We start from the raw sequence: 22,840 nt of genomic DNA, 5'->3' as shown, positions 1-22,840 counted from the left end.
TACACGTATGAAAAAGATCCTTTTAATATTGTTGCTCGCATCCTCCTGCAAAAAAATGGATGGCTACAACGAAGTTGTATCTACAGATATGACTAAACCGGGTGTGGTGACCAATGTGAATGTGGTCAACTTCAACGGAGGTGCTTACATCACTTATACACTTCCCAATTCATCAAACATTCTGTATGTACAGGCAGAATATAAAATAAATGACAAGACGAGCAGGCAGACCAAGTCTTCCTACTATTCAGATAGCATTACCGTCAGCGGATTTGCAGCGAGTAAGGACTACGAGGTGATACTCCATACAGTAAGCCGCGCACAGGTTGTATCTGATCCGGTTACGGTGAAGGTACATCCGGATACACCACCTTACCTGCTGGCACGGCCTACAGTGACAATGCAGCAGGACTTTGGCGGTGTGAGCATCAGTGTGCTGAACAAGACAAAAGCCAACCTGGGTATTATCACCATTGCACCTGATAAGACTAAAAAGTACCAGATCATTTCGCAGAACTATACGAATGAAGATACGATCACTTACAGTCTGCATGGCTATGATACAATCCCCCAGCAATTCGGTGTATACGTGACGGACCAGTGGGGAAATATTTCTGATACACTGTTCTCTACCATCACACCGGCGTTTGAGGCGCAGATGGATAAGTCCCTCTTCAGGAGTTATCCCCTGGGTACAGATGCGAAAACAGGTTTTGGCTGGGTAATAGAGAACTTATGGAATAATACGGCGGCATCACCGGGTTACCATACAGAGCAACCAATACAACCCCTGGTATGGCCGGCAGTGATCACTTTTGACATGGGTAAGGCGGCACGACTGAGCAGGTATACCATTTGGGACAGGGGCATTGATGGCAGTGGCAACTGGTTGTGGCAGGCGGGTGCTCCGCAGACCTGGGTATTATGGGGCCGTGAGGATACACCTGTAGATGAAACAATGCCGGATGCCGACCACCTGCCTCCTGTGGGGGGCAGCACGCCGAATGGCTGGATCAACCTGGGATTTTTTACAGCACCTGATAAGCCATCAGGCCTGCCAAATCCACAATACACCAATGCGGACCTGGTGTTCTGGAATAATGGATTCAGTTATAATTTCTCACTGAGTCTGCCGAAAGTAAGGTACATCCGCTTTGAATGCGTATCGAACATGGCACAAACGAATTCATTTTTTAACCTGACAGAGCTGACATTCTGGGGAGATCCCAGATAATCTATAAAACGGCATACAATGAGATATCTACTGGTATGCATGCTATTGTTGGTAGCATGCAGTAAAAAACCGACAGACTACCGTGAGTTTTTGAATGGTACTGAACTTGTGTATCCCGGCAAGGTAGCCAATGCAAAAGCCTTACCCGGCGATGGAAGGTTGCAGCTAATATGGCAGCCCAGCCCGGATCAGAGCATTGTGAAGTACAGTGTATACTGGAATAATGGTGCAGACTCCGTGATCTTCAATACGACTAATCATAATACCTCAGATACGATCCGCTGTACCATTCCGGGGCTGTCTGAATATGTGTATACATTTATAGTAGTGAGTTCCGATGCGCAGGGTAATCGCTCGGTGGCGACAGAAATCAACAATGCACGGGTCTATGGCGCTGTATATAAAGCGACGCTGCACAACAGGTTGCCGGACACCGAGCCCTATGCCATCCTCGATAATAACGTGGTGGTGCTGCGTTTTACTACGCCGGATACAATCAATATTACGACTACACTGAAGTACACGAATCAGGGTGGGGCAGAGGCAACAGCAGTCCTGTCACCCGAAGATGATTCCCTGAAACTGACCGATTATAAATTTGGTACGCCTATCGTCTATCAATCTTCTTATATTCCCGTAAGAGATGCCCTGGATACCTTTTATACTGCAAAGTATGATACCTTCCCCAGCATACAGCGACTGGTGCAATGTGATAAGAGCCTGTTCCAGGAGCATGATCTGTGGGGAGATATGGGCATTTATCAATCTGATACCCGTGTGAGTAAATTGTGGGATGGTTCAGTAGGCCCACAGGATTATCCGAACATCTTTCATAGCGATGGGAACGGATCTTTGCCAAGGGTCCTTAGTTTTGATATGGGAAAGGTGTACAATAACCTGAGCGCGATAGAAGAAACCGGCAGGACCTGTTGTAATAACCCGGATCAGTTTGAAGTATGGGGTATAGACGACCTGACGGATGCAGTACCTGAAATGAATTCCAACGACGCAGGCTGGAAAGCTGCGATGCAGAGCAAGGGCTGGACCCTGCTCAAAGAAGTGGTGAGATCAGATAATGGCAATGCGGCTTTTAAGGCGAACCTGATAGACAATCCACCTCCGGTGCGTTATATCCGTATAAGGGTATTACACAATGCTAACGGAGAAAATAGTTATGTAAACTTATCAGAAATCACTTTCTGGAATAAAGAATAATTAATGAAGTATATCCTTACAGCCATCATCGGAATTATTCCTGCCTTTAGTAGCGGGCAGACCCTGCAATATGATAGACCCGCAAAGGTGTGGGAGGAGACATTGCCGCTGGGCAACGGGCGATTGGGAATGATGCCTGATGGTGGTGTACAGACGGAAAAGATCGTACTGAATGATATTACACTGTGGTCCGGAGCGCCACAGGATGCGAATAATTATGAGGCGTATAAGCAGTTGCCCGCTATCAGGCAATTGCTGAAAGAAGGGAAGAATGATGAAGCGCAGGCATTGATGGACAAGGACTTTATCTGTACCGGGAAGGGATCCGGGAGTGTGCCATTTGGTTGTTACCAGACGATGGGTGAATTGCAGATTCAGTTTGATCATGGAGTACCTGCGAAGTATGAACGAAAACTCTCCCTGCAGCAGGGACTGGCCACCTGTACCTATACCGTAGACGGGGTGACGTACCGCAGAGAATACCTCACGAGTTTTGATGATGATATCAGTATTGTAAGACTAACTGCTGATGCGCCGGGAAAGCTTTCCTGCAGGGTGACGATGAGTCGTGCGGAAAGAGGTACTACGCATACATCGGCAGGGACACTTATATTATCCGGACAACTGGACAATGGCATTGATGGTAAGGGAATGGAGTATGAAGCGGATGTGAAAGCTTTGCTGAAGGGGGGAACTTTGACGACAACAGATCAAGCATTGATCATTAAAAATGCAACGGAGGTCATCCTGTATCTCTCTGCAGGTACATCTTACAAAGATGCAGGGTTCAGGCAGCGGATTGCCAGGGTCATGAAGACCGCCATGGCAAAGCCATTTGCAAGCGAGCGCCAACAGCATATCAGTAAATACGGGCGATTGTTTAACCGCGTACAGCTATACCTGGGAAAAGGATTGGAAGAACCAACGGATAAAAGACTGGCCGCATTTTATAACAATCCTGCAGCGGACAATGAGCTGGCTGTATTGTTCTACCAGTTCGGCCGTTACCTGTCTATCTGCAGTACCCGGCCGGGGTTATTGCCACCGAACCTGCAGGGTTTATGGGCGAACCAGGTACAGACACCCTGGAACGGGGACTATCACCTGGATGTAAATGTGCAGATGAATCACTGGCCGGTAGAGGTGTCAAATCTCTCAGAACTGAACCTGCCATTGGCAGAATTGGTGAAGGGATTGGTAGTACCGGGTGCACGCAGCGCAAAGGCTTATTACAATGCACCAGGTTGGGTGGCACATGTGATCACCAACATATGGGGCTTTACAGAGCCAGGAGAAAGTGCTTCCTGGGGAGCAACAAAATCGGGTTCCGGCTGGTTGTGTAATAACCTGTGGGAGCATTATGCATTCACAAAAGATAAGCACTACCTGCAGGAGATCTATCCTGTGATAAAGGGTGCAGCCGTGTTTTATAATTCTCTGTTGATAAAGGATGATAAAACAGGGTGGCTGGTGATGTCGCCCTCCTCCTCACCGGAGAATTCCTTTTTCCTGCCGAATGGCCATCATGCAAGTATTTGTATAGGTGCTACGATCGACAACCAGATCGTGCGTGACCTGTTCAACGACGTGATAACCGCAGCGGGGGTATTGGGCAGGGATACCGCTTTGAGTCGTGAGCTGGCTGCTAAGATCAAACAGCTTCCACCTGCGGGCGTTATTTCAAAAGACGGCAGGATCATGGAATGGCTGGAGGACTATAAAGAAACAGATCCGCAGCACCGGCATATTTCTCACTTGTGGGGATTGTACCCGGCAGCATTGATTACGGCAGAAAATACACCTGACCTGGCGGCAGCTGCAAAGAAGACACTGGAAGTAAGAGGGGATGACGGACCTAGCTGGACAATTGCCTATAAACTCCTGTTCTGGGCTAGATTGCAGGATGGAAACCGTTCCTTCAAACTGCTGAAAGAGATTTTGAAACCTACATTCAAAACTGATATTAACTACGGTGCCGGTGGTGGCGTGTACCCCAACATGCTATCAGCCGGGCCGCCTTTTCAGATAGACGGCAATTTCGGTGCTACAGCCGGGATAGCGGAAATGCTTTTACAGAGCCATGCAGGCTTTATCAACCTGCTGCCGGCTATTCCTGATCACTGGAAGGAAGAAGGGACTGTAAAAGGCCTGAAAGCACGCGGGAATTTTACGGTAGACTTTGCCTGGAAGAATGGACAGGTCATTAGCTACCGGGTCACATCGCCGGTAGCTCAAAAAGTAAAGATTAAAGTAAACGGAGAGATCAAAGAAATCCTCGCCAGCAAAATATAACTGATGATACAAGAGACTTTTACAAGGGATGTACGATACCCGCTCGGGCACGGGGCTGGCAGTGATGCGATACATCGTGATCCTGTTTACTCCTATGCGGTGACCCTGCTGAAAGATGATAGTGGTCTTACAGGTACCGGGTTCGCATTTACATTGGGAGAAGGAAATGATTTGGTGTGTAAGGCTGCGGATTTTTATGCAGCACAGTTAAAAGGCAGGGATATAGAAGCCGTGATGGCAAACTTTGGTAGTATCTTTCACCGCTTATCCAATGAGCAGCAGTTTCGTTGGCTAGGACCCCACAAAGGTGTCGTGCACCTGGCACTGGCAGCAGTGACGAATGCCTGTTATGACCTGTGGGCAAAGAAGAGGGGACTACCTTTATGGAAATTATTGATAGAGCTGTCTCCGGAGCAGATCGTAAATACCCTCGACCTCAGTTATCTTGAAGATGAGCTGACCCCTGAGCAGGCAATAGCATTGATTACCGCAAACAGGGATTTGAGCAGGGAGGCGATCACAAAGACAGGTTACCCTGGTTATGATACTTCTATAGGCTGGTTTAATTATCCCGACGAACAGATCAGGGAGAATGCGAAAAAAGCGGTAGCAGCGGGGTTTACCGCCATGAAACTCAAGGTAGGATCTTCAGATCCGGAACGGGACATCAGGCGGGCAAACCTGGTAAGAGAGGTGACAGGAGAGGATGTAAAGATCATGCTGGATGCAAATCAACAATGGACCTTGCCGCAGGCACTGGATATATGCGGAAGGCTACAACAAATGCAACCCTACTGGATAGAAGAACCTACGCATCCTGATGATGTGATCGCACATCAACAGTTGGCGAAGGCAATAGCGCCTACAAAGCTGGCATTGGGAGAGCATGTGCCGAACCGGATCATTTTCAAGAATTATTTACAGGCAGCCTGTGCGCATTTTATACAGGTAGATGCGGTGCGGGTGGGAGGTGTGAGTGAATTTATCACGGTGAGTCTGCTAAGCAGGAAGTATGGTGTGCCGGTGGTGCCGCATGTGGGTGATATGGGGCAGCTGCATCAACACCTGGTGCTCTTCAATCATATTTCGCTGGGGCATGAGGCGCTTTTCCTGGAGCATATTCCGCATTTGCAGGAACATTTTGTACACCCTGTACAAATTAAGGAAGGAGTATATCTTACACCACAGGAGCCGGGTAGCAGCTGTGATCTTAAACACATAGTATGATTATCGTTGTTATTCTGTACATCATAGGGATTGTAGCAATTGGATTATGGGCGGGTCTAAAAAAAGAGGCCGGTTCGAAGGACTATTTCCTGGCAGGTAAAACATTGCGCTGGCCGATGATCGGGCTGGCATTATTTGCGACCAATATTTCCTGTTTACATTTGGTAAGCCTGGCGCAGAGCGGATTTGATGATGGCCTGCTGAGTGGCAACTTTGAATGGATGGCGGCATTCACATTGATCCTGCTGGCATTGTTCTTTGCACCGTTTTATATCAGGAGTGGTATCAGTACCCTGCCTGATTTCCTGGAGAAACGGTATAACCGGGCTTGCAGGGACTGGCTGACATTGATCTCTATCGTCTCGGCCATCACGATACATATTGCATTCTCTTTGCTGACGGGAGGTATTGTACTGGAGACATTGTTTGGGATAGATATGTATATCAGTGTATCCGTGATTGCCTGTATAACGGCTGTGTATACCATTATTGGCGGACTGAGAGCAGTCGTCGTTACAGAGAGCATACAAACGGTGGTGCTGGTGGCGGGTGCGGTGATTATCACGATTGCCTGTTTTCATAAGATGGGTGGATGGCATGCAATGACGGATGTGTTACAGGAGCAAGGGCAATTGCATAAATTGTCTATGCTGCGGCGTGGCGGTAGTCTGCCCTGGTATGCAGTATTCCTGGGTTACCCGGTAATTGGCATCTGGTACTGGTGTGCGGATCAGACAATTGTGCAGCGAATACTGGGTGCGAAAGATGAGAATAATGCGCGGTTAGGTCCTTTGTTTTGTGGGTTTATCAAAATATTGCCGGTCTTTATCTTCATATTGCCAGGTTTGTTTGCAAGTACCCTGGTGCACAAGGGGCTTTTACATTTTACAGGAGATAGCAAGGGTATTTATACAGTTATGATCACGCAGCTGGTGCCTTCCGGCCTGGCAGGGATTATAGTAGCTGCATTGTTGTCGGGATTAATGAGCCAGGTATCAGGTGCACTAAATAGTATTTCGACGCTGGTGAGTTTTGATTTGTATAAGCGTTTTAAACCCGCAGCCAGCGACCGGCAACTGGTGAAAATGGGGCGTATATCAGCGGGGATAGCTTTGTTATTGTCTATTTTGTTACTTCCATTACTCAATAGTTATAATAGTATTTTCAATGGGGTGAATGATATTATTTCGCACATTGCCCCGCCCATCACCTGTGTGTTTTTGCTGGGTGTGTTTTGGTCCCGTGCTTCAGCAAAGGCAGCACAGATTACTTTGCTGATCGGGTCTTTGCTGGGTGCCTTCGTATATGCTGTTAATAAAATATACCCTGCTACATCCTTAGCCCAAATTCCATTTATGATGATGGCGTTTTACCTGTTCATCATCTGTTGTATAATACAGGTTTCATTTTCATTAGTATATCCTATGCACCATACCGCTGTGAGTGCCACATTGTACTGGCGGTCGCCAATGGAGCCTTTGAAAGGCAAAGGTAGTTTTAAGGTATTGTCCGTACTCTTATTACTGGTGATGGCGATACTATATTTCATTTTTAAATAAAGAGACATGCAACTTTTGACCGGTAAAATCATATTGCTAACAGGAGGGTCCACTGGTATTGGATTCGAATGTGCGCTAAAATATGCGGAAGCAGGTGCTGTAGTAGTGGTAGTGTCGAATGACCGTACTACCCTGGACACAGCTATCCAAACATTGGGAGAACCTCATTATAGCATCTATGCCGATATTTCACAGACGGAAGATGTAAAGCGCATGATAGCGTTGACATTGGAGAAATACGGCAGGATCGATGTGATTCATAACAATGCTGCCATTGCGCATCCCTCAAAACCATTACATGAGACATCTGAAAATGAGTGGGATGATTTGATGAATATTAATTTGAAGAGTCTTTTTTTAACCACGCGTTATGGTATCGCTGCATTAAAAGAGAGCAGGGGCTGCATCATCAATACAAGTAGCCTGGTGGGCGAAATAGGGCAGGAGAATCATGCCGCCTATACCGCTACCAAGGGTGCCGTGAATGCCCTTACGAAGTCAATGGCATTGGATTATGCACCTTATCATATTCGTGTCAATGCAGTAGCGCCGGCGGGTGTATGGACACCTATGCTGCGGGAATGGGGAAAGTACCAGAATAACGGACAGGGTATAGAGGCATATATGAATGCAATACACCCGCTGGGCTATTGCCCGGAGGGAGATGTGATTGCGGATGCATGTGTATTTCTTATTTCGGAAAAAGCCCGTTTTATAACAGGTCATGTCATGCACGTAAGTGGCGGTGCAGAACTTGGTTACAGGGCGCTCAATTACCAGGCATGAGACAGTTAATGATATTATCAGCAGTGTTTTTTATCCAGGTATTTAGCTATGCACAGGTCAGGATACCATTTGGTAAAAATAACAGGATCATCTACGATCTTCAAAAGGGTACCTACACAGTAATACTGAATGGACAGATTGCTTTTGAAAATGTATTTGCGACAGGGACGGATATTGATTCGCGTACACCGGTGAAACGGGGTTATGCGATTAAGAAATCGGGTACATCTATGGTGTATACAATTAATAGCGGCCCCCTGCAGCAATTGTTTTATACCTATCCGGGAAAGGATTACTGCGTGATTGCTATAAAGGTAGCAGGCAGGGCATGTAATTATTTATCTCCTGTGAATACGGGTTATATTGCCACAGGGGCCCGGGTGTTGAATGTACCGTTTGACAATGATATGTGGTTCAGGTATGATGCGCCATTATTTGATAAAGCTGATTTTACGGGCAGTGAGGTCACGGCAATTTACAATGAGAAAAGCGGTATTGTAATTGGTTCACTGGAACAGGACGTGTGGAAAACGGGGATCCGGGTGCAGGAAAATACATTGAAGGTGATTTGCGGATATACTGATTCTTTGCGTACGCATGATGTGAAAGTGCATGGTATGGTGCAGGCGGTGGATGGTTACTGCCATTCAGCACCGATCTTTATCGGGTATGATGCAGACTGGCGAAAGGGCATGGAGACTTATGCAAAGACGAATATGAGTTTTCATCCCCCTCAGGTAGCTAAGTGGAGGGGTGCTACGCCGGTATGCTGGAATAGCTGGGGAGTGATCCAGACGAAGATAGATTTTGCAAAGGCGAAGGGGGTGGTGGATTTCTTTCATGATACCTGTAAGGCTTATCGTACAGCGGATCATACTTTGTATATAGACCTGGATTCTTACTGGGACAATATGAGTCCTTCGCAGTTGAAGGAGTTCGCTGCATATTGCAGGGAGAAAGGGTTTAAGCCCGGGATCTACTGGGCCCCTTTTGTAGATTGGGGAAAATATGATCGTGCAGTAGAAGGAAGTGCGTATAGGTACAAGGATACCTGGACTACGCAGGATGGTAAGTATGCAGATACGGATGGTGGTCGTGCGATGGACCCTACACATCCGGCTACCCGGCAAAGAATTATCCACTTTATGCAGTTGTTTAAAGATTGGGGTTACGAAATGGTGAAGATAGATTTTCTCTCACATGGTGCGATTGAGGGAGATCATTTTTATGATCCTGCTGTGACTACAGGTATGCAGGCTTTCCGGAAAGGGATGGAATTGATAGACAGTGTTGCGGGGAATAAGATGCTCCTGTATGCGGCTATCTCGCCTAACCTGGCGACATCGCGTTATGTACATATGCGCCGTATCGCCTGTGATGCTTTCAACTCGATAGAGAATACGGAATATACCTTGAACAGTACGGCCTATGGTTGGTGGCAGTCCCTGATGTATAATTATATGGATGCAGACCATGTGGTGTTTAAGGATGCTTCTTTGAATGCGAACAGGGCGAGGTTTGCATCGGCATTGGTAACGGGTAGTCTTGTAACAGGGGATGATTATGCTGCTGATGGCCCCTGGAAGGAGGTAGCCTTGCAACTTTTACAGGATAAGGAACTGCTGGCGATAACAAAGAGAGGAAAGAGTTTCAGACCGGTGGATGAGAACAAGGTCTTTATAAGAGATGAATATATAGCGATCTTTAACTATGATAATAAAACCCGGGAATACCGTGTGCCATTGTTAAAGGGAGGAACAGCCAGGGAATTGTTTAGTAAGCAGACAATACCTGTTACAGATACAATTCATGTAAAAGTTGAAGCGGGTACTGCCGTGATATACAGGGTGAAATAAACAATTATGCCGGATGGGTGTTATAGTCCATGTGCTTTTGCTGCAAAATAACCAAAACCTCCAATCACCATGGAACACCACCACCATTCCTGCACGCATTGTGCATGTGACAATCCTATTCTCAAGCTCTTAAAAGACGAGCTCTTTACCCCGGAAAATTTTGCAACACTTCCCAAAGAAAGCCTCGTTACAGTACAGGAACAATCGCCGCCATTCATGGTCTCTGGCGGTACCATACGGCCCATGATCAACGGATCTGTTGAAACGGTGCAGGCTATTGGCTTTGCAGAAGGCAAAGTGGTGGCTACAGGTACAATAGCAGAAGTATCTTCATACATGCAGCAGCACTATCCTGGCTATAACTCCAGGGAGTTGCCGGAGGATAATACCTTATTACCCGGACTGATAGAGCCGCATCTCCATCTTGTACCTACAGCAATGTTAATGGGATGGACGGACCTGGGTGGATTTGATGAACAGATGTTGCGTAAGCAATATGACATACTCACGGTAGGCACTACAATCAGGAAGGCAATTGTTAAACTACAGCCGAATGAATGGTTCCTGGGTTCAGGTCTTGATCCGGCATTGATGCCATTACTCATTGGTGATACAGAGATGAGTGGCAACAAAGAACTCATCACGATAGATATAAATGTGCTGGATGAAATATCCACGGTGAGGCCGATTATGATCATCAGCGCTTCCATGCATACATTGTATGTGAATTCCCCGGCGCTGTTGTTAATCTGGGAAAATGAGGCAAACCAAAAGGCCTTATCAAATTACAGTTCTTACGAAGATTATAAAACGCAGACGAAGGGACAGTTGCAGGAGGCAAAGGGAATGGACCCGGCGCTTAAAACGCTCCCTTTTGTTCAGAAGGCAGCGATGTTTTTGGACGCATTTGTAAATCTGAAAACGATCTTTGAAACTGCGAATTCCAGGGGTGTTACCTATGTGTATGATGCGGGGATGGATCATACGCAGCAATTAATGTTGAAGGCTTATTTGGCGGTGAATAAGAGCACGGTACGTATTGGTGCGGCCCAGGTATGTAATAAGGTAGAGGATGCAGCGAAGTTGCCCATCCATGAGGTGTCAACAAATTATGAAGATATTCATGTGAGTCATGTAAAGGTAATTTCTGATGGCTCTAACCAGGGCTTGACCGGCTATCAGTCTCAGGAGTATTTATGTAATCCTGCCGGCAATTTTGGCGTATACAATTTTGGCGGGGATATTAATACAAGACCGGAGACCCCACCGGCTGACTTCATGGCACTGATGAAGACGATCATCAAAGATAAAAAATGGCCTGTGATGATCCATGCGAATGGGGACCTTGCGGTGCAATTTGCCATTGAAGCGTTTAAGGAGTGTATACCTGATCCTTTCCAGGGCGTAAGGCACAGAATAGAACATTGCTCATTGACAACCCAGCAGAACCTGGATGATATGAAGCAGATGCAGGTATCGCCAAGTTTCCTGATTGGGCATGTAGGATATTGGGGATATGCTTTTAAGGAAGCAATTTTTGGAGGGAAATCAGGCATGCTGGATCTTTGTAACAGTGCCTTGCAAAGGCAGATGCGGATCACATTGCATAGTGACAATTCGGTAAGTCCGATGGGTCCTTTGAGGATGATGGAGCAGTCTATCACGAGAAGGATGGAGGCGGATCCTGAATGGAATGTACTGAATGCGCAGGAATGTATTACGCATGAACAGGCGCTGAAAGCGATTACTTATGATGCTGCCTGGCAGTGTTATGCAGAGCAGTGGACAGGGTCGCTGAAGGTGGGGAACTTTGCGGATTTTGTGGTATTGCAGCAGGATCCTTTGAAGATGAAGAATCCGTATATGCATATGCGGAATATCGGGGTGCTGGAGACCTGGGTGGCAGGGAAATTGGTGTATGGAAGTACAGTAAGTGAGACGGTAAGTATGGGATAAATGAATATAAGCTCTTTTAATCATCAAAGCCTTCAGACTTTTGGTCTGAAGGCTTTGATGATTTAGAATGCTGCCAGATTATAAAAGGGGATGACACTATTCTCTGTAATCTAAAAGATCTCCCGGCTGGCAGTTCAGTACCCTGCATAGCGCTTCAAGTGTTTCCAGTCTTATGGCCTTTGCCTTCCCTGTTTTTAAAATGGATAGGTTTGACATTGTAATGCCTACTTTTTCACTTAGCTCTGTCAGTGACATTTTCCGCCGGGCAAGCATTACGTCTAAATTTATAATAATAGGCATAATTAAACAGTTAAGTTGTTCTCCGTTTGTAATTCTACCCCGCGTTGATAAATAGCCACTATGATCCATGTAATTGCACCGATGATAAATCCACTACCGATCTCTGATTGCAGCTTAAAGCCAAGGGTTGGCATTTGTTGATGCAGGTACTGATTGAAGATGATATAATTTATCACTTTTATAAAATCAGCGATTATAAATACAGCTGCCACATATTTTAAAAGTCGCACAATCTTGCCGGTGAATGGTGCTTCCAGCTGAATTTCTTTTAGGATCTTTCTAAATGTCCGGAGGGTAAAGATGCCCAATAACAGGTAAACGAAAGTAAGGAGCATTGTATAATATCCAAATGGAGAAGATGGATTGATCTGCACATAGTATTCATTTTGGAGTAACTGGTAACGGAGCTGTTTGTTATCCGAATATTTTACTTCAGTTGTGCCCTTGTTGTCACTAAAGGATATCACCTTGTAATTATTGTTTTTGAGCGTTGGTGTATTGAATGACTGATTACTGGCAATATTTATCAATGAGAAGACGAAAAAGGCTGCTGTTATGAACAGCAGAAAATAAAAGCCAATTGTGGTCAACACTTTAAAGACAGTAATAATGTGTGTAGGTTTCATGGCGATGTAATTTACTGTCAAAGTAAAATAGAATATATTATTTCTCAAAATAAATTTATTGAATTACAATAAATAATTTACGAAAAGCAATAAATAGAAAAAGATGCATTGAGATAATAATAGTTCTTTGAGCGATTACCCACCGCAGAAGAGGTATTGTATCTTTTATTTGAACCTTTATTAAAAAATTTCGCTTTATTTTTTACTTTGTATAATTTCAAGAGAAAATATCAATATAGGAAAGTGAACATCATACACACCACCGATGAGAAGGAGCTGTTGCGCAGGTTGCGGGATGGGGATGAGTTTGCTTTTAAAGCCCTTTATGAAATCTATGCCCCTCGTCTTGCTGCGAGGTTATTACAACTGCTCCGGTCTGAAGGTGTAGCGGAAGATATCCTGCAGGATCTGTTTATTAAGATCTGGGAGATCCGTCACAATATCAATCCGGAACTTAGTTTTGGGGCTTTATTATATAAAATGGCAGCCAATCTCTCCAGGAACGTATATAGAAGAAATGTATATGATCAGTTGATGCGCAGGCAGATCAATGCGGACGATAGTCATAACCCTATAGAAGAATCCCTTAACCAATCTGAAGCCAAAGAATTACTACAGGCTGCATTAAACAAACTTACACCCAGGCAACGGGAGGTATATATAATGCATAAGATAGATGGTCTTAGCTACCAGGAAATAAGCAGCCGCTTAAATATTAGTGCATCCGCCATTAATCACCACATACAAGAGGCTAATAAGCAATTAAGAAATATATTAAGATCTAATTACATTTATCTGTTTGCAGTATTAATTCCCATTTTTTTTGAAAAATAATTGTTTTGGGGGTGCTATTTTTTATTTCTCGTGTGTATTTATCTGTAATTGGGCATAAACAGGACTGTTTGCTAAGATGGAAAACATTAATCTAAAAGAATTATTTAAGAAGTATAATGAGGAGACAATTACTGAAAAGGAATTGTCGCAACTCTATGAATTTTTCCAGCTTAACGACAATCAGGAAGAACTGGATGCCTTACTTGTCAACTACTTTTCGGAGGAAGTGGAGGAATCGCCTTCACTGGCTGAAAGAGCTGTGATCGTTAAAGAGCTTGCCTGGAAGGGTATTGAGCAACAACTGGGTATGAGGCCCGCGCCAAAATATAAGAGAATGTATTGGTGGAAGGGGGTTGCCGCAGCGGCAGGTGTATTGCTGGTATTGTCATGCGGATTTTATTTTTACAGAGAACTTTCCCGCCCATCATCCCCGCAGTTTGCAGACCTGGATATTCCTCCCGGTACTAACCGTGCGACCCTTGTCGCATCGAATGGAGCCGTCTATCAATTGAATGGTGCGAAGGAGGAAATAGTGGTAGACAAGGGGAGTATTCATTACAAGGATGGTGATATGCTGCCTGTAAAAGATTCCATCCAGCATGTGACATTAAATATTCCAAGAGGTGGCCAATACCGGGTTACATTAAGTGATGGTACGAGGGTCTGGCTGAATGCAGCGTCTTCACTGTCCTATCCAACTGCGTTCACAGGTAAGGATCGGAGTGTAACACTGAAGGGAGAGGCATATTTCGAAGTAGCGCACAACGCTTCCCAACCATTTATCGTTCATACTCCAGATGAGGATGTGAAGGTGCTGGGCACCAGTTTTAACGTCAACTGTTATAACGATGAAAGCGGGACAGTGACTACCCTGACGACCGGCAGTGTTCGCCTTGACAGCAGGGATGCGGCTCACACGACGGAATTACATCCGGGAGAGCAGGCGATACTGGATAACACAACATTTAATGTAGCAAGCGTCGACGTTTCATTATACACCGCGTGGAAAGATGGAGATTTCCGGTTTCAAGCCACACCATTAACAGAAGTCATGCGCCAGATAGGACGATGGTATGACCTGGATGTAGATAACGCCAGTATTCCAGCAGACATCAAAGTGCATGCATCTATCAGGAGAGATAAAAAATTGTCAACAGTGCTTCATGCACTCGAAAGAATAGGGGATATAAAATTTGAAGTAAAGGGAAAGAACATTAGCATAATTCATTAGTAATACCAAAGTCTTTTTATCGGCTGTCCGTCTTAAGGCTGGTGTGTATTTAGACACATCGGCAGGGGGGATCCTTATACTTATAATAATCAACCAAAAACCAACCGTTTCAATTTATGGGCAATCTCCTTTTTGTCAGGGACAAAAGGTATGTGCTGTACTGTGAGCGTTCGGGAAAGAACAATTGTAGCACATTATCTCTTACAACCAAATTTTTGTCCGTCTTTATTCCTATTCTTATCCTGCAACTGTTTGCGTCAGTAAAGGCGCAGACAGTCACACTGGATGTGAAAAATGCGCCATTTGTGAAGGTGGCGGAAGAGATCAGCAGGCAGACCAAATTCGACTTTTCGTACAATGACCGCATTCTGAAAAAGACAAAGCCGGTTACATTGAAACTGGTGAAGGAGCCGATCTCCAGTGCCATGCAAAAATTCCTGTCAGAACAGCCCTTGAGCTATGAGATCAAAGATGGCCTGATCATCATTACAGAAAAGGCACCATCGCTTTCTACCGAAGAGGAGCAGGCATTCCGTTCTGATGTAAATGGCCGTATCACGAACGAAGCAGGCCTTCCACTGGAAGGGGTTGCTATCAAGGTGAAGAATACCAAATTTGGCACGAGGACTGATAAAAACGGTGACTTCGTCATTCCTGGTCAGTATGCAGATGGGATGCTTCAGATCCATATGCTTGGTTATGCTGATATGGAAATAAGTGCAAGGAGAGCCCGGGTAGTTACACTTGCCATGGCAGCTTCAGACCTGAATGAAGTGGTAGTGGTCAACACAGGTTATCAGAAGGTAGACAGTCGTCACCTCACCAGTGCTGTTACCACCATCAAGATGGATGATATCATTACGCCGGGTGTGAATTCGATTGACAAATTGCTGGAAGGCAGGGTACCGGGCATGATGTTCATGCAAAACTCCGGTCAGGTGGGTGCTGCTCCTAAACTGAGGATCCGTGGTACGTCTACCATTCTTGGTAATCGTGAGCCACTCTGGGTGCTGGATGGTATCGTACTGACAGATCCTGTTAACGTGGATCCCCAGCAGATCAATGACCTCGATTTCGTGAACCTGCTGGGAAATGCGATCTCAGGTCTGAACCCTGAAGATATCGAGCAGATTGACGTGCTGAAAGATGCTTCTGCTACTGCGCTGTATGGTGCCAAAGCCGGTAATGGTGTGATCGTGATCACCACCAAGAAAGGAAAGCCTGGAAAGCCGACGCTATCTTATTCCTTGTCATCCGGCTATTCACGTCGTCCCAGATATTCTGACAGGAGTATGTACATGATGACCTCCAGGGAGCGCATGGATGTATCGAAAGAAATGGTAGAGCGTGGTATGCAATATAATAACGTGACGCAATGGTCAGGATATGAAAGAGCGTTGCAGGATTACTATAGCGGTAAGATCGATTATAATGAGTTCAAACGTTTAAGTGATTACTATGCCAATGTGAATACGGATTGGATGGGATTGATCACGCATGATGCTTTTACGCAAAACCATACATTAAACCTCTCCGGCGGATCTAAGGATATCAAGTATTACTCGTCTATCGGTTACCTGAACGAACAGGGCGTGATCAAAGAAGAAAGTAACAAACGTTACTCATCCATGCTGAACATTACTGCCGACTACAAAAAGTTCATGGCACAGATTGCCTTCAATGGTAGTTACCAGGTGAAGAATTATACGCCATCGGACCTGGGAATCATGAACTATGCTTATAATACCAGCCGTACTATCCCTGCGTATAATACAGATGGAAGTCTCTTTTATTATCCACAAACAAATAATACGGGTTCGCTATTTTATAATTACAATATCCTGAATGAGCGTGACAATAGTAATGATCATACAAACCTTATCTCTACCAATGTCAGAGCTTTGTTAAGGTGGCATGTGATCAGGGGGTTGGATCTGGAAGGTACTTTTGCTGTTGGCGTGAGCAGCAATGACCGGGAGGTGTATTATACCAAGAACACGTATTACATATTTAAGTTACGCGCCGATCAATCTACCAGGTCTGACCTGGCACCTGTAGGAGGTGAAATGCAGAAGTCTACAACAAGCAACAGGAATTATACCGGTCGTTTGCAGGTGAACTACATGACTACATTGGGAAATTCAGGGAAACACTCCATAACAGCAACAGGCGGTGTGGAAGTGAAATCTAATGCATACAACGGGTTTGACATTACCCGCAGAGGTTACTTCAGAGAAATGGGGGGGTATTTTGATATCGTACCTACTACCTATAGTGGGTATTACAATATGTGGATGATTACAAAACCAGCCTTGGGTTCTTATAACCGCCAGCTGACAAACGATTTTGCCTGGTTTGGTACAGCAGGTTATACTTATGATAACAGGTATATGTTTAATGTCCATATCAGGGGTGAACAATCCAATCTTTTTGGTTCCAGAACCAATAATCGCTTCCTGCCTATCTGGGCATTGTCAGGTCGCTGGAACATGAAAAATGATGTCGTGCCAAATGTAGGATGGATCAATGACCTGGCCTTTAAGGGATCATGGGGCTGGCAGGGAAATATGCTGCCAGGGCAGTCTGCCAACATGATAATCCGCCAGCAAACATATACTGATCTTTATTATAATGAACCTTTTGCCAATATTGTGAACTATCCTAATCCGGACCTGAAATGGGAACGGACATCTTCTTTCAACGCCGGCTTTGATTTTTCTCTCCTGAAAGGTAAACTGAATGGGTCAGTGGCCTATTTCTATAAAAGGACCAAGGATGCATTCCTGAACAAAACGGTGTCAGAGATCAACGGTGTACAACAATACGTGATCAACAGTGGTACGCTGGAGAACAAGGGTGTAGAAGTAGCGCTGTCAATAAAAGCGATTGATAATGTCAATGTAAACAGTTCCCGCAGGGGATTTGTGTGGCGTATAGATCCACAGCTGGGAGAGGTATTGAACAAAGTATTGAACAGGGCTATCAATAACAGGAATAACGTGCTGATGGATAATATTACCTATAGTAACTTCCTGGATGGGTCTGTACAGTTGGCCGGTAAGCCGCTCAATACTTTTTACTCCTACAAATTTAAAGGCCTGAGTCATGAAGACGGATCTCCAATTTTTTATGGCGCAGAAGCTGAACTCGCAGATGAATACAATAAGAAATACTCCCAGATGAAAAAGGAGGATGTCTACCTGTCTGTGATGACTGAATCCGGACGTAGAGAACCTTTCTTACAAGGTGGTATTTCCAACTATTTTGGCTGGAGAAATTTTGGCCTGTCCTGTAATATTACCTACTCTCTTGGTAACAAGATCAGGATGCTGAAGATAGCTTCCGGATATGCTTCTACGATTACCTATCCACAGCAGAACCTGCGCAAGGAATTTGTACGCAGGTGGCGCCGCCCGGGTGACGAAGCATATACCAATATTCCTGGTCTGCAGGCAAACAATAATCTGAATACGCCATGGTGGAATAGTTATCCGGCAAGTGCTTACTCTTTTGGTGGTACTGTATATGATATGTATGATAACTCGGATTTGAGGGTGGTTAGTGCGGATTATTTGAAACTCCAGTCAGCTTCTTTCAAATACAACTTTGATGAAAAAATGATAAAGAAGCTGGGATTTTCATCGGCTTATGTAAGTATTACGGGCACCAATATGTTCACGATCACGAACAAGTTATTAAAAGGACAGGATCCTGCACAATCAGGCGCATCTCCTAATATCAACCTTTCAGTAAGGCCTAGTTACACGGGTACTATTAACGTTTCATTCTAAAATTTAAGCACCATGAAAAATGTATTTGCGCTGCTTCTGTGCTTACTGCTACTGCCATCATGCAGTAAATTCCTGGAAGAATATACTACAGATCAGAGATATGCCACTAATACAAACGATCTTGAGCAACTGATGATTGGAGAAGCATTCATAAATAATGTTACATTCTCTATCTATAGTCAGGCTACGATGTCGGATCTGACAGGAGAATCGAGTGTCTTTGCACCGTGGCTACATGTAATGGATGATGACAGTGAAACGTTTGTAGCAGATCAGGTCGAAACAAGTCAGGCTACTCCGTTGTATATGTTTTCCGGTTTTCATAACTGGAGCCAGTTACCATCTGTTAATATCCTGAATACTGCATGGGAAGAAACGGCCTGGCGCAAGTTGTACAAACGTATCGGGTCTTTGAATGCGATCCTTTACCAGGCGACAAGAATTGCGGACAGCTCCTCACAAAATGTGCAATTGAACCATATCCGTGGAGAAGCTTACTTTCTCAGGGGGTATTATTACTTCATGCTGCAGAATATTTATGGTGCTCCTTATCGCACGAGCACTGCTGCCACAGATGGAGGTGTACCAGTGAAAGTATCTGAAAAAATTGATGATAAATATTTCTCCAGGGATAATAATCAAAAGGTCTACGATCAGATTATTGCAGACCTGAATCAGGCGGCGACTTACCTGGACGGTTACAATCCTGACAATAATATCAGGGTGGGTATTGCGGCTGTTAAAGTGTTACTCAGCAGGGTCTACCTGTATACTGAGCAATATGATAAGGTGGTTGCTACCCTGAAGGATTTTGAGACGATGGGATATAGTCTTACAGATCTCAACCAGTTTATACAGGGGTCCAATTTCAACTACCGCACTTCCGGTGAGGCTATTTTTACGATGGGCGCTAACGTTACACCGGCTGTTTTTATGGACGACTCACTTTCTGCATGGAATGGCGATGATAACCGCGTTTCTGCTTTTAAGGCTTCTGATAACCTGATGGACACTTATGATACGGCAGACCTGAGACGTAACGCCTTCTTTGACAGATCCACCAAAAATAAAGCGTTTCTGCCAAGAAAATACAGATCATGGACTACGTATAATGATGTAGCCCAGGTGTCTGACATATTTTATCTCCGCTATTCAGAAGTGATATTGAATCGTGCAGAAGCATTGGCAATGCTGGGGTCAGATGGAGAAGCTAAAACTGAGCTACAAAATCTCCGTGCTAAGCGTTTCCGAAATGCAACTGCAGACCAGGTACCTTCATCAAATGAGGCACTGGTCGATTTCATCCGCGCCGAACGTCGCCGTGAACTGTGTTTTGAAGGGCAGCGCTGGTTTGATCTCAGGCGTTATGAGGTGAATTCGAAGTATCCTTTACCCGCCAGTTTTGCTATCAAACATCCTGTGTACAACTATGATGCATCCTCCAATTCGTATTCCCTCGCAGGTTATTACGTGCTTAATTCCTTTGCGCAGGATGCTGCAGCCTGGCAGGTGCCGATCCCTGATTATGCCATCACATTTAATCAAGGCTCCCTTACAAATCCAGTTCGTCCTGTTCGTCAGATTCAACCATTTTAATCAGTGCACATGAACTACAAAATATATCTGATCGCCTTTACTTTGTTTGCTATGGCGACGTCATGCAGAAAGGAAGAAGAAACGACCTTTCCTGACTACGATAAAAACTGGCTCGTAGTAGAAGATGATCCAAACGATGCTACGATTCATGCGAATTACCTGTTCTACAAGGAAACAGGGATACCGATATATATCAATGATACGATTGGTTCTCAGCAGCGGAAGGATGTGTTCGGGCATGATTACACTTTTTACGAAGTGTTGTCCATGAGTTATTCACTGGGTGGTTCGCAGGGTTCGAGTGCGCCACCATATGTGCAGTCATTCACTTATTGTTCGAAAGACGATGTGCCAGCGGCGCTGGCATTTCTGAAAGCGGAGATTATGCCGTCGTTGCCTAAAGATGTACATGTACCTAGTATCCTGCTTGTAAATACGTTTAGCAGCTATGGGTTTGGCAGCTACGCCTTTAAGGGGTTCAATACGGTGGTGATAGGTGCGGTATCACAGATACCCACTATGGATGATGCTACCCGGGCAGCTTACAAAGGGGCTATTCTGCGTGCCTTGCTTACCAATGCGGTGCAGGATGATAAATACAAAGATATCCTGGATAAATTTTACAATGCCTCCAGGAAATTTATGACCTCGAAGGATGCCTATGGTGTATATACATTCCAGCTTTCTACTTATGTGACCGGCCTGCCACCCGGCGTTACAGCTACGCCACAGGCAATTGGGTTCCTGGGGACAGATCCGCGAAATTCATATTTCACGCCGATGTCAACCTATATGGATGTAAGTATGTACATAGAGGCAATACTCGGCGGCTCAGATGCCAAATTTAAACAGCAATATGGTACGCAGACTACTATCATGACCAAATATGGTTATATCAGGCAAATACTGACTGATTTAGGGGTACCTGTCCAATAGTCGGTTAATAAATACATCAAACAATCATATTTCAAATATTTTAAAAGTTCCAAATGAAAAAAACAGTTTTATCTGTCCTGCTGCTGGGTATTTCAGCAGCGGCATGGGCGCAGAATGCGGTGATCAAAGGTAAATTTGAGAGGGAAAAAGGCGGCAACGTGAGTGCGAGCCAGATCTATCTTTTCAAGACTGTAGAGGGTGAAATTGTGCCTTATTCCATGATCCCTTTGACCAGGCAGGATCATTCATTCCAGGTGCAGGTGGGAGACAGCGATCTGAACGTGATCAGGTATATAGGCTTTGAAGATGAAGTTTATCCTATCTATATGCGCAAAGGAGATACACTTACGATCGATGGTGGATTGGGTGAGGTAGCGTATTCTGGCACAGTCAATAATGAGAACAAAGTGTTTGCCGACTGGTATAAGATCATGATGCCATTGAGAAAGTATGGTTATACCAAAGAAGGTTGGCTAAGGGCACACGATCACTATGCTACTACACTTGATTCAATAGTTGCACCTGCTGAAAAATTTATGAGTACTGTCAATACTGGTAACAAGAAATTTGACACTTATGTAAAGATGATGTTGCCTTATAGTTTCCGGATGGATGCGATGCTACCATTTACAGAAGGCATAGGATATGAAAAGCGTGACAAATATCCTGCTTTCCTGGTGAACCTGTTTAACACGGAGAAATATTCAGATCCACAGATCTGGACACTCCCCTTTGGTTACAGCTACATACAGAGTCATGGATTCGTACGCCACTACATTTACAATGCTGAGAGTGGATTCCTTGAAGATGTAATTGTTCCTGAAATCACTGATCCAATGTTGAGAGCCAATTATGTTCTCACACTATTAGACCGCCACGAATACCAGAACATGGCTAAATTTGTGAACAAGAACAAACAGTACATGGTCACAAAGGAGCAAAAGAAAAAAATGGCGGTGCTTGAGAAGAGAGCGAATGTGAAAGAACCTGGAGGTGAGGCAATTGATTTTGCATATCCTGATATGGCAGGTAAAGTACATCATCTGAAAGATTTTCGTGGTAAAGTGGTGTTGGTAGATGTATGGGCTACCTGGTGTAAGCCTTGCCTGGCAGAACAGCCAGCACTGGAGACACTTGAGAAATCTTTCGAAGGTAAAGATGTTGTGTTCCTTAGTATCTCTATTGACACAGAGAAAGATAAATGGAAGAATATGGTAGAGACCAAGAAACTTTCAGGATTACATTTATATTCCAACAACCAGGGCAGTATGCTCAAGGACTACGAGATCGTCTCAGTACCACGCTTCATCCTGTTTGACAAGAATGGTAAAATGGTGAGTTATGATGCAATCCGGCCTTCCGATCCAAAGTTAAAAGAGTTAATCGAATCCAAAATTTAAC

16 protein-coding genes are annotated in these 22,840 nt (G+C 44.7%); 14 read left to right on the top strand and 2 right to left on the bottom strand.

The window, feature by feature from the left end:
- The first annotated feature begins 7 nt into the window (after positions 1–7).
- From DXN04_RS33080 to DXN04_RS33045, 8 genes are all read left to right on the top strand, one after another.
- Entirely contained in the window at positions 8–1,234 is a 1,227-nt protein-coding gene (locus tag DXN04_RS33080) for a DUF4959 domain-containing protein (RefSeq protein WP_116857711.1), read from the top strand.
- 18 nt (positions 1,235–1,252) lie between these two features.
- Complete coding sequence (locus DXN04_RS33075) at positions 1,253–2,449, top strand: DUF4998 domain-containing protein (protein WP_233525742.1); 1,197 nt, start codon at positions 1,253–1,255, stop codon at positions 2,447–2,449.
- A 3-nt stretch (positions 2,450–2,452) separates the two neighbouring features.
- A complete protein-coding gene (locus DXN04_RS33070; protein ID WP_116857709.1) occupies positions 2,453–4,741 on the top strand; it encodes a glycoside hydrolase family 95 protein in 2,289 nt (762 codons plus the stop codon).
- 3 nt (positions 4,742–4,744) lie between these two features.
- On the top strand, positions 4,745–5,968 hold the full coding sequence (locus tag DXN04_RS33065) for an enolase C-terminal domain-like protein (RefSeq protein ID WP_116857708.1): 1,224 nt from the start codon (positions 4,745–4,747) through the stop codon (positions 5,966–5,968).
- Positions 5,965–7,527, top strand: coding sequence for a sodium:solute symporter (locus DXN04_RS33060; RefSeq protein ID WP_116857707.1), 1,563 nt, complete (start codon positions 5,965–5,967; stop codon positions 7,525–7,527). The genes DXN04_RS33065 and DXN04_RS33060 overlap by 4 nt, the downstream gene beginning before the upstream one ends.
- Positions 7,528–7,533: 6 nt before the next feature.
- Entirely contained in the window at positions 7,534–8,313 is a 780-nt protein-coding gene (locus DXN04_RS33055) for an SDR family NAD(P)-dependent oxidoreductase (RefSeq protein ID WP_116857706.1), read from the top strand.
- Positions 8,310–10,169, top strand: coding sequence for an alpha-amylase family protein (locus DXN04_RS33050; RefSeq protein WP_116857705.1), 1,860 nt, complete (start codon positions 8,310–8,312; stop codon positions 10,167–10,169). The genes DXN04_RS33055 and DXN04_RS33050 overlap by 4 nt, the downstream gene beginning before the upstream one ends.
- A gap of 69 nt (positions 10,170–10,238) precedes the next feature.
- Positions 10,239–12,125, top strand: coding sequence for an amidohydrolase (locus tag DXN04_RS33045; RefSeq protein ID WP_116857704.1), 1,887 nt, complete (start codon positions 10,239–10,241; stop codon positions 12,123–12,125).
- A 96-nt stretch (positions 12,126–12,221) separates the two neighbouring features.
- Here DXN04_RS33045 and DXN04_RS33040 read toward each other — a convergent pair whose 3' ends face one another.
- Both DXN04_RS33040 and DXN04_RS33035 read right to left on the bottom strand, forming a co-directional pair.
- Positions 12,222–12,425 (bottom strand): helix-turn-helix domain-containing protein, encoded by a 204-nt coding sequence (locus tag DXN04_RS33040; RefSeq protein WP_116857703.1) that lies wholly within the window; start codon positions 12,423–12,425, stop codon positions 12,222–12,224.
- Between the two features lie 2 nt (positions 12,426–12,427).
- The gene (locus DXN04_RS33035) at positions 12,428–13,051 is read right to left on the bottom strand and encodes a DUF2975 domain-containing protein (protein WP_116857702.1); all 624 of its coding nucleotides are present in this window, start codon (positions 13,049–13,051) and stop codon (positions 12,428–12,430) included.
- Positions 13,052–13,294: 243 nt separating this feature from the next.
- Here DXN04_RS33035 and DXN04_RS33030 point away from each other — a divergent pair, with 243 nt between their 5' ends.
- From DXN04_RS33030 to DXN04_RS33005, 6 genes are all read left to right on the top strand, one after another.
- The gene (locus DXN04_RS33030) at positions 13,295–13,885 is read left to right on the top strand and encodes an RNA polymerase sigma factor (protein ID WP_158569284.1); all 591 of its coding nucleotides are present in this window, start codon (positions 13,295–13,297) and stop codon (positions 13,883–13,885) included.
- Between the two features lie 76 nt (positions 13,886–13,961).
- Entirely contained in the window at positions 13,962–15,116 is a 1,155-nt protein-coding gene (locus DXN04_RS33025; protein ID WP_116857700.1) for a FecR family protein, read from the top strand.
- A gap of 116 nt (positions 15,117–15,232) precedes the next feature.
- The gene (locus tag DXN04_RS33020) at positions 15,233–18,907 is read left to right on the top strand and encodes a SusC/RagA family TonB-linked outer membrane protein (RefSeq protein ID WP_116857699.1); all 3,675 of its coding nucleotides are present in this window, start codon (positions 15,233–15,235) and stop codon (positions 18,905–18,907) included.
- Positions 18,908–18,919: 12 nt separating this feature from the next.
- Positions 18,920–20,503 carry a RagB/SusD family nutrient uptake outer membrane protein gene (locus DXN04_RS33015; RefSeq protein ID WP_116857698.1) on the top strand — a complete coding sequence of 528 codons (1,584 nt, stop codon included), beginning with the start codon at positions 18,920–18,922 and terminating at the stop codon, positions 20,501–20,503.
- Between the two features lie 9 nt (positions 20,504–20,512).
- Positions 20,513–21,439 carry a hypothetical protein gene (locus tag DXN04_RS33010; RefSeq protein WP_116857697.1) on the top strand — a complete coding sequence of 309 codons (927 nt, stop codon included), beginning with the start codon at positions 20,513–20,515 and terminating at the stop codon, positions 21,437–21,439.
- 53 nt (positions 21,440–21,492) lie between these two features.
- Entirely contained in the window at positions 21,493–22,839 is a 1,347-nt protein-coding gene (locus DXN04_RS33005) for a TlpA family protein disulfide reductase (RefSeq protein WP_116857696.1), read from the top strand.
- Position 22,840: the final 1 nt, after the last annotated feature.

The sequence above is a fragment of the Chitinophaga silvisoli genome, assembly GCF_003412465.1.
Lineage (GTDB): Bacteria > Bacteroidota > Bacteroidia > Chitinophagales > Chitinophagaceae > Chitinophaga > Chitinophaga silvisoli.
The sequence above is the reverse complement of the archived record's forward strand: the minus strand, read 5'-3'. Positions and strand labels throughout refer to the sequence as shown.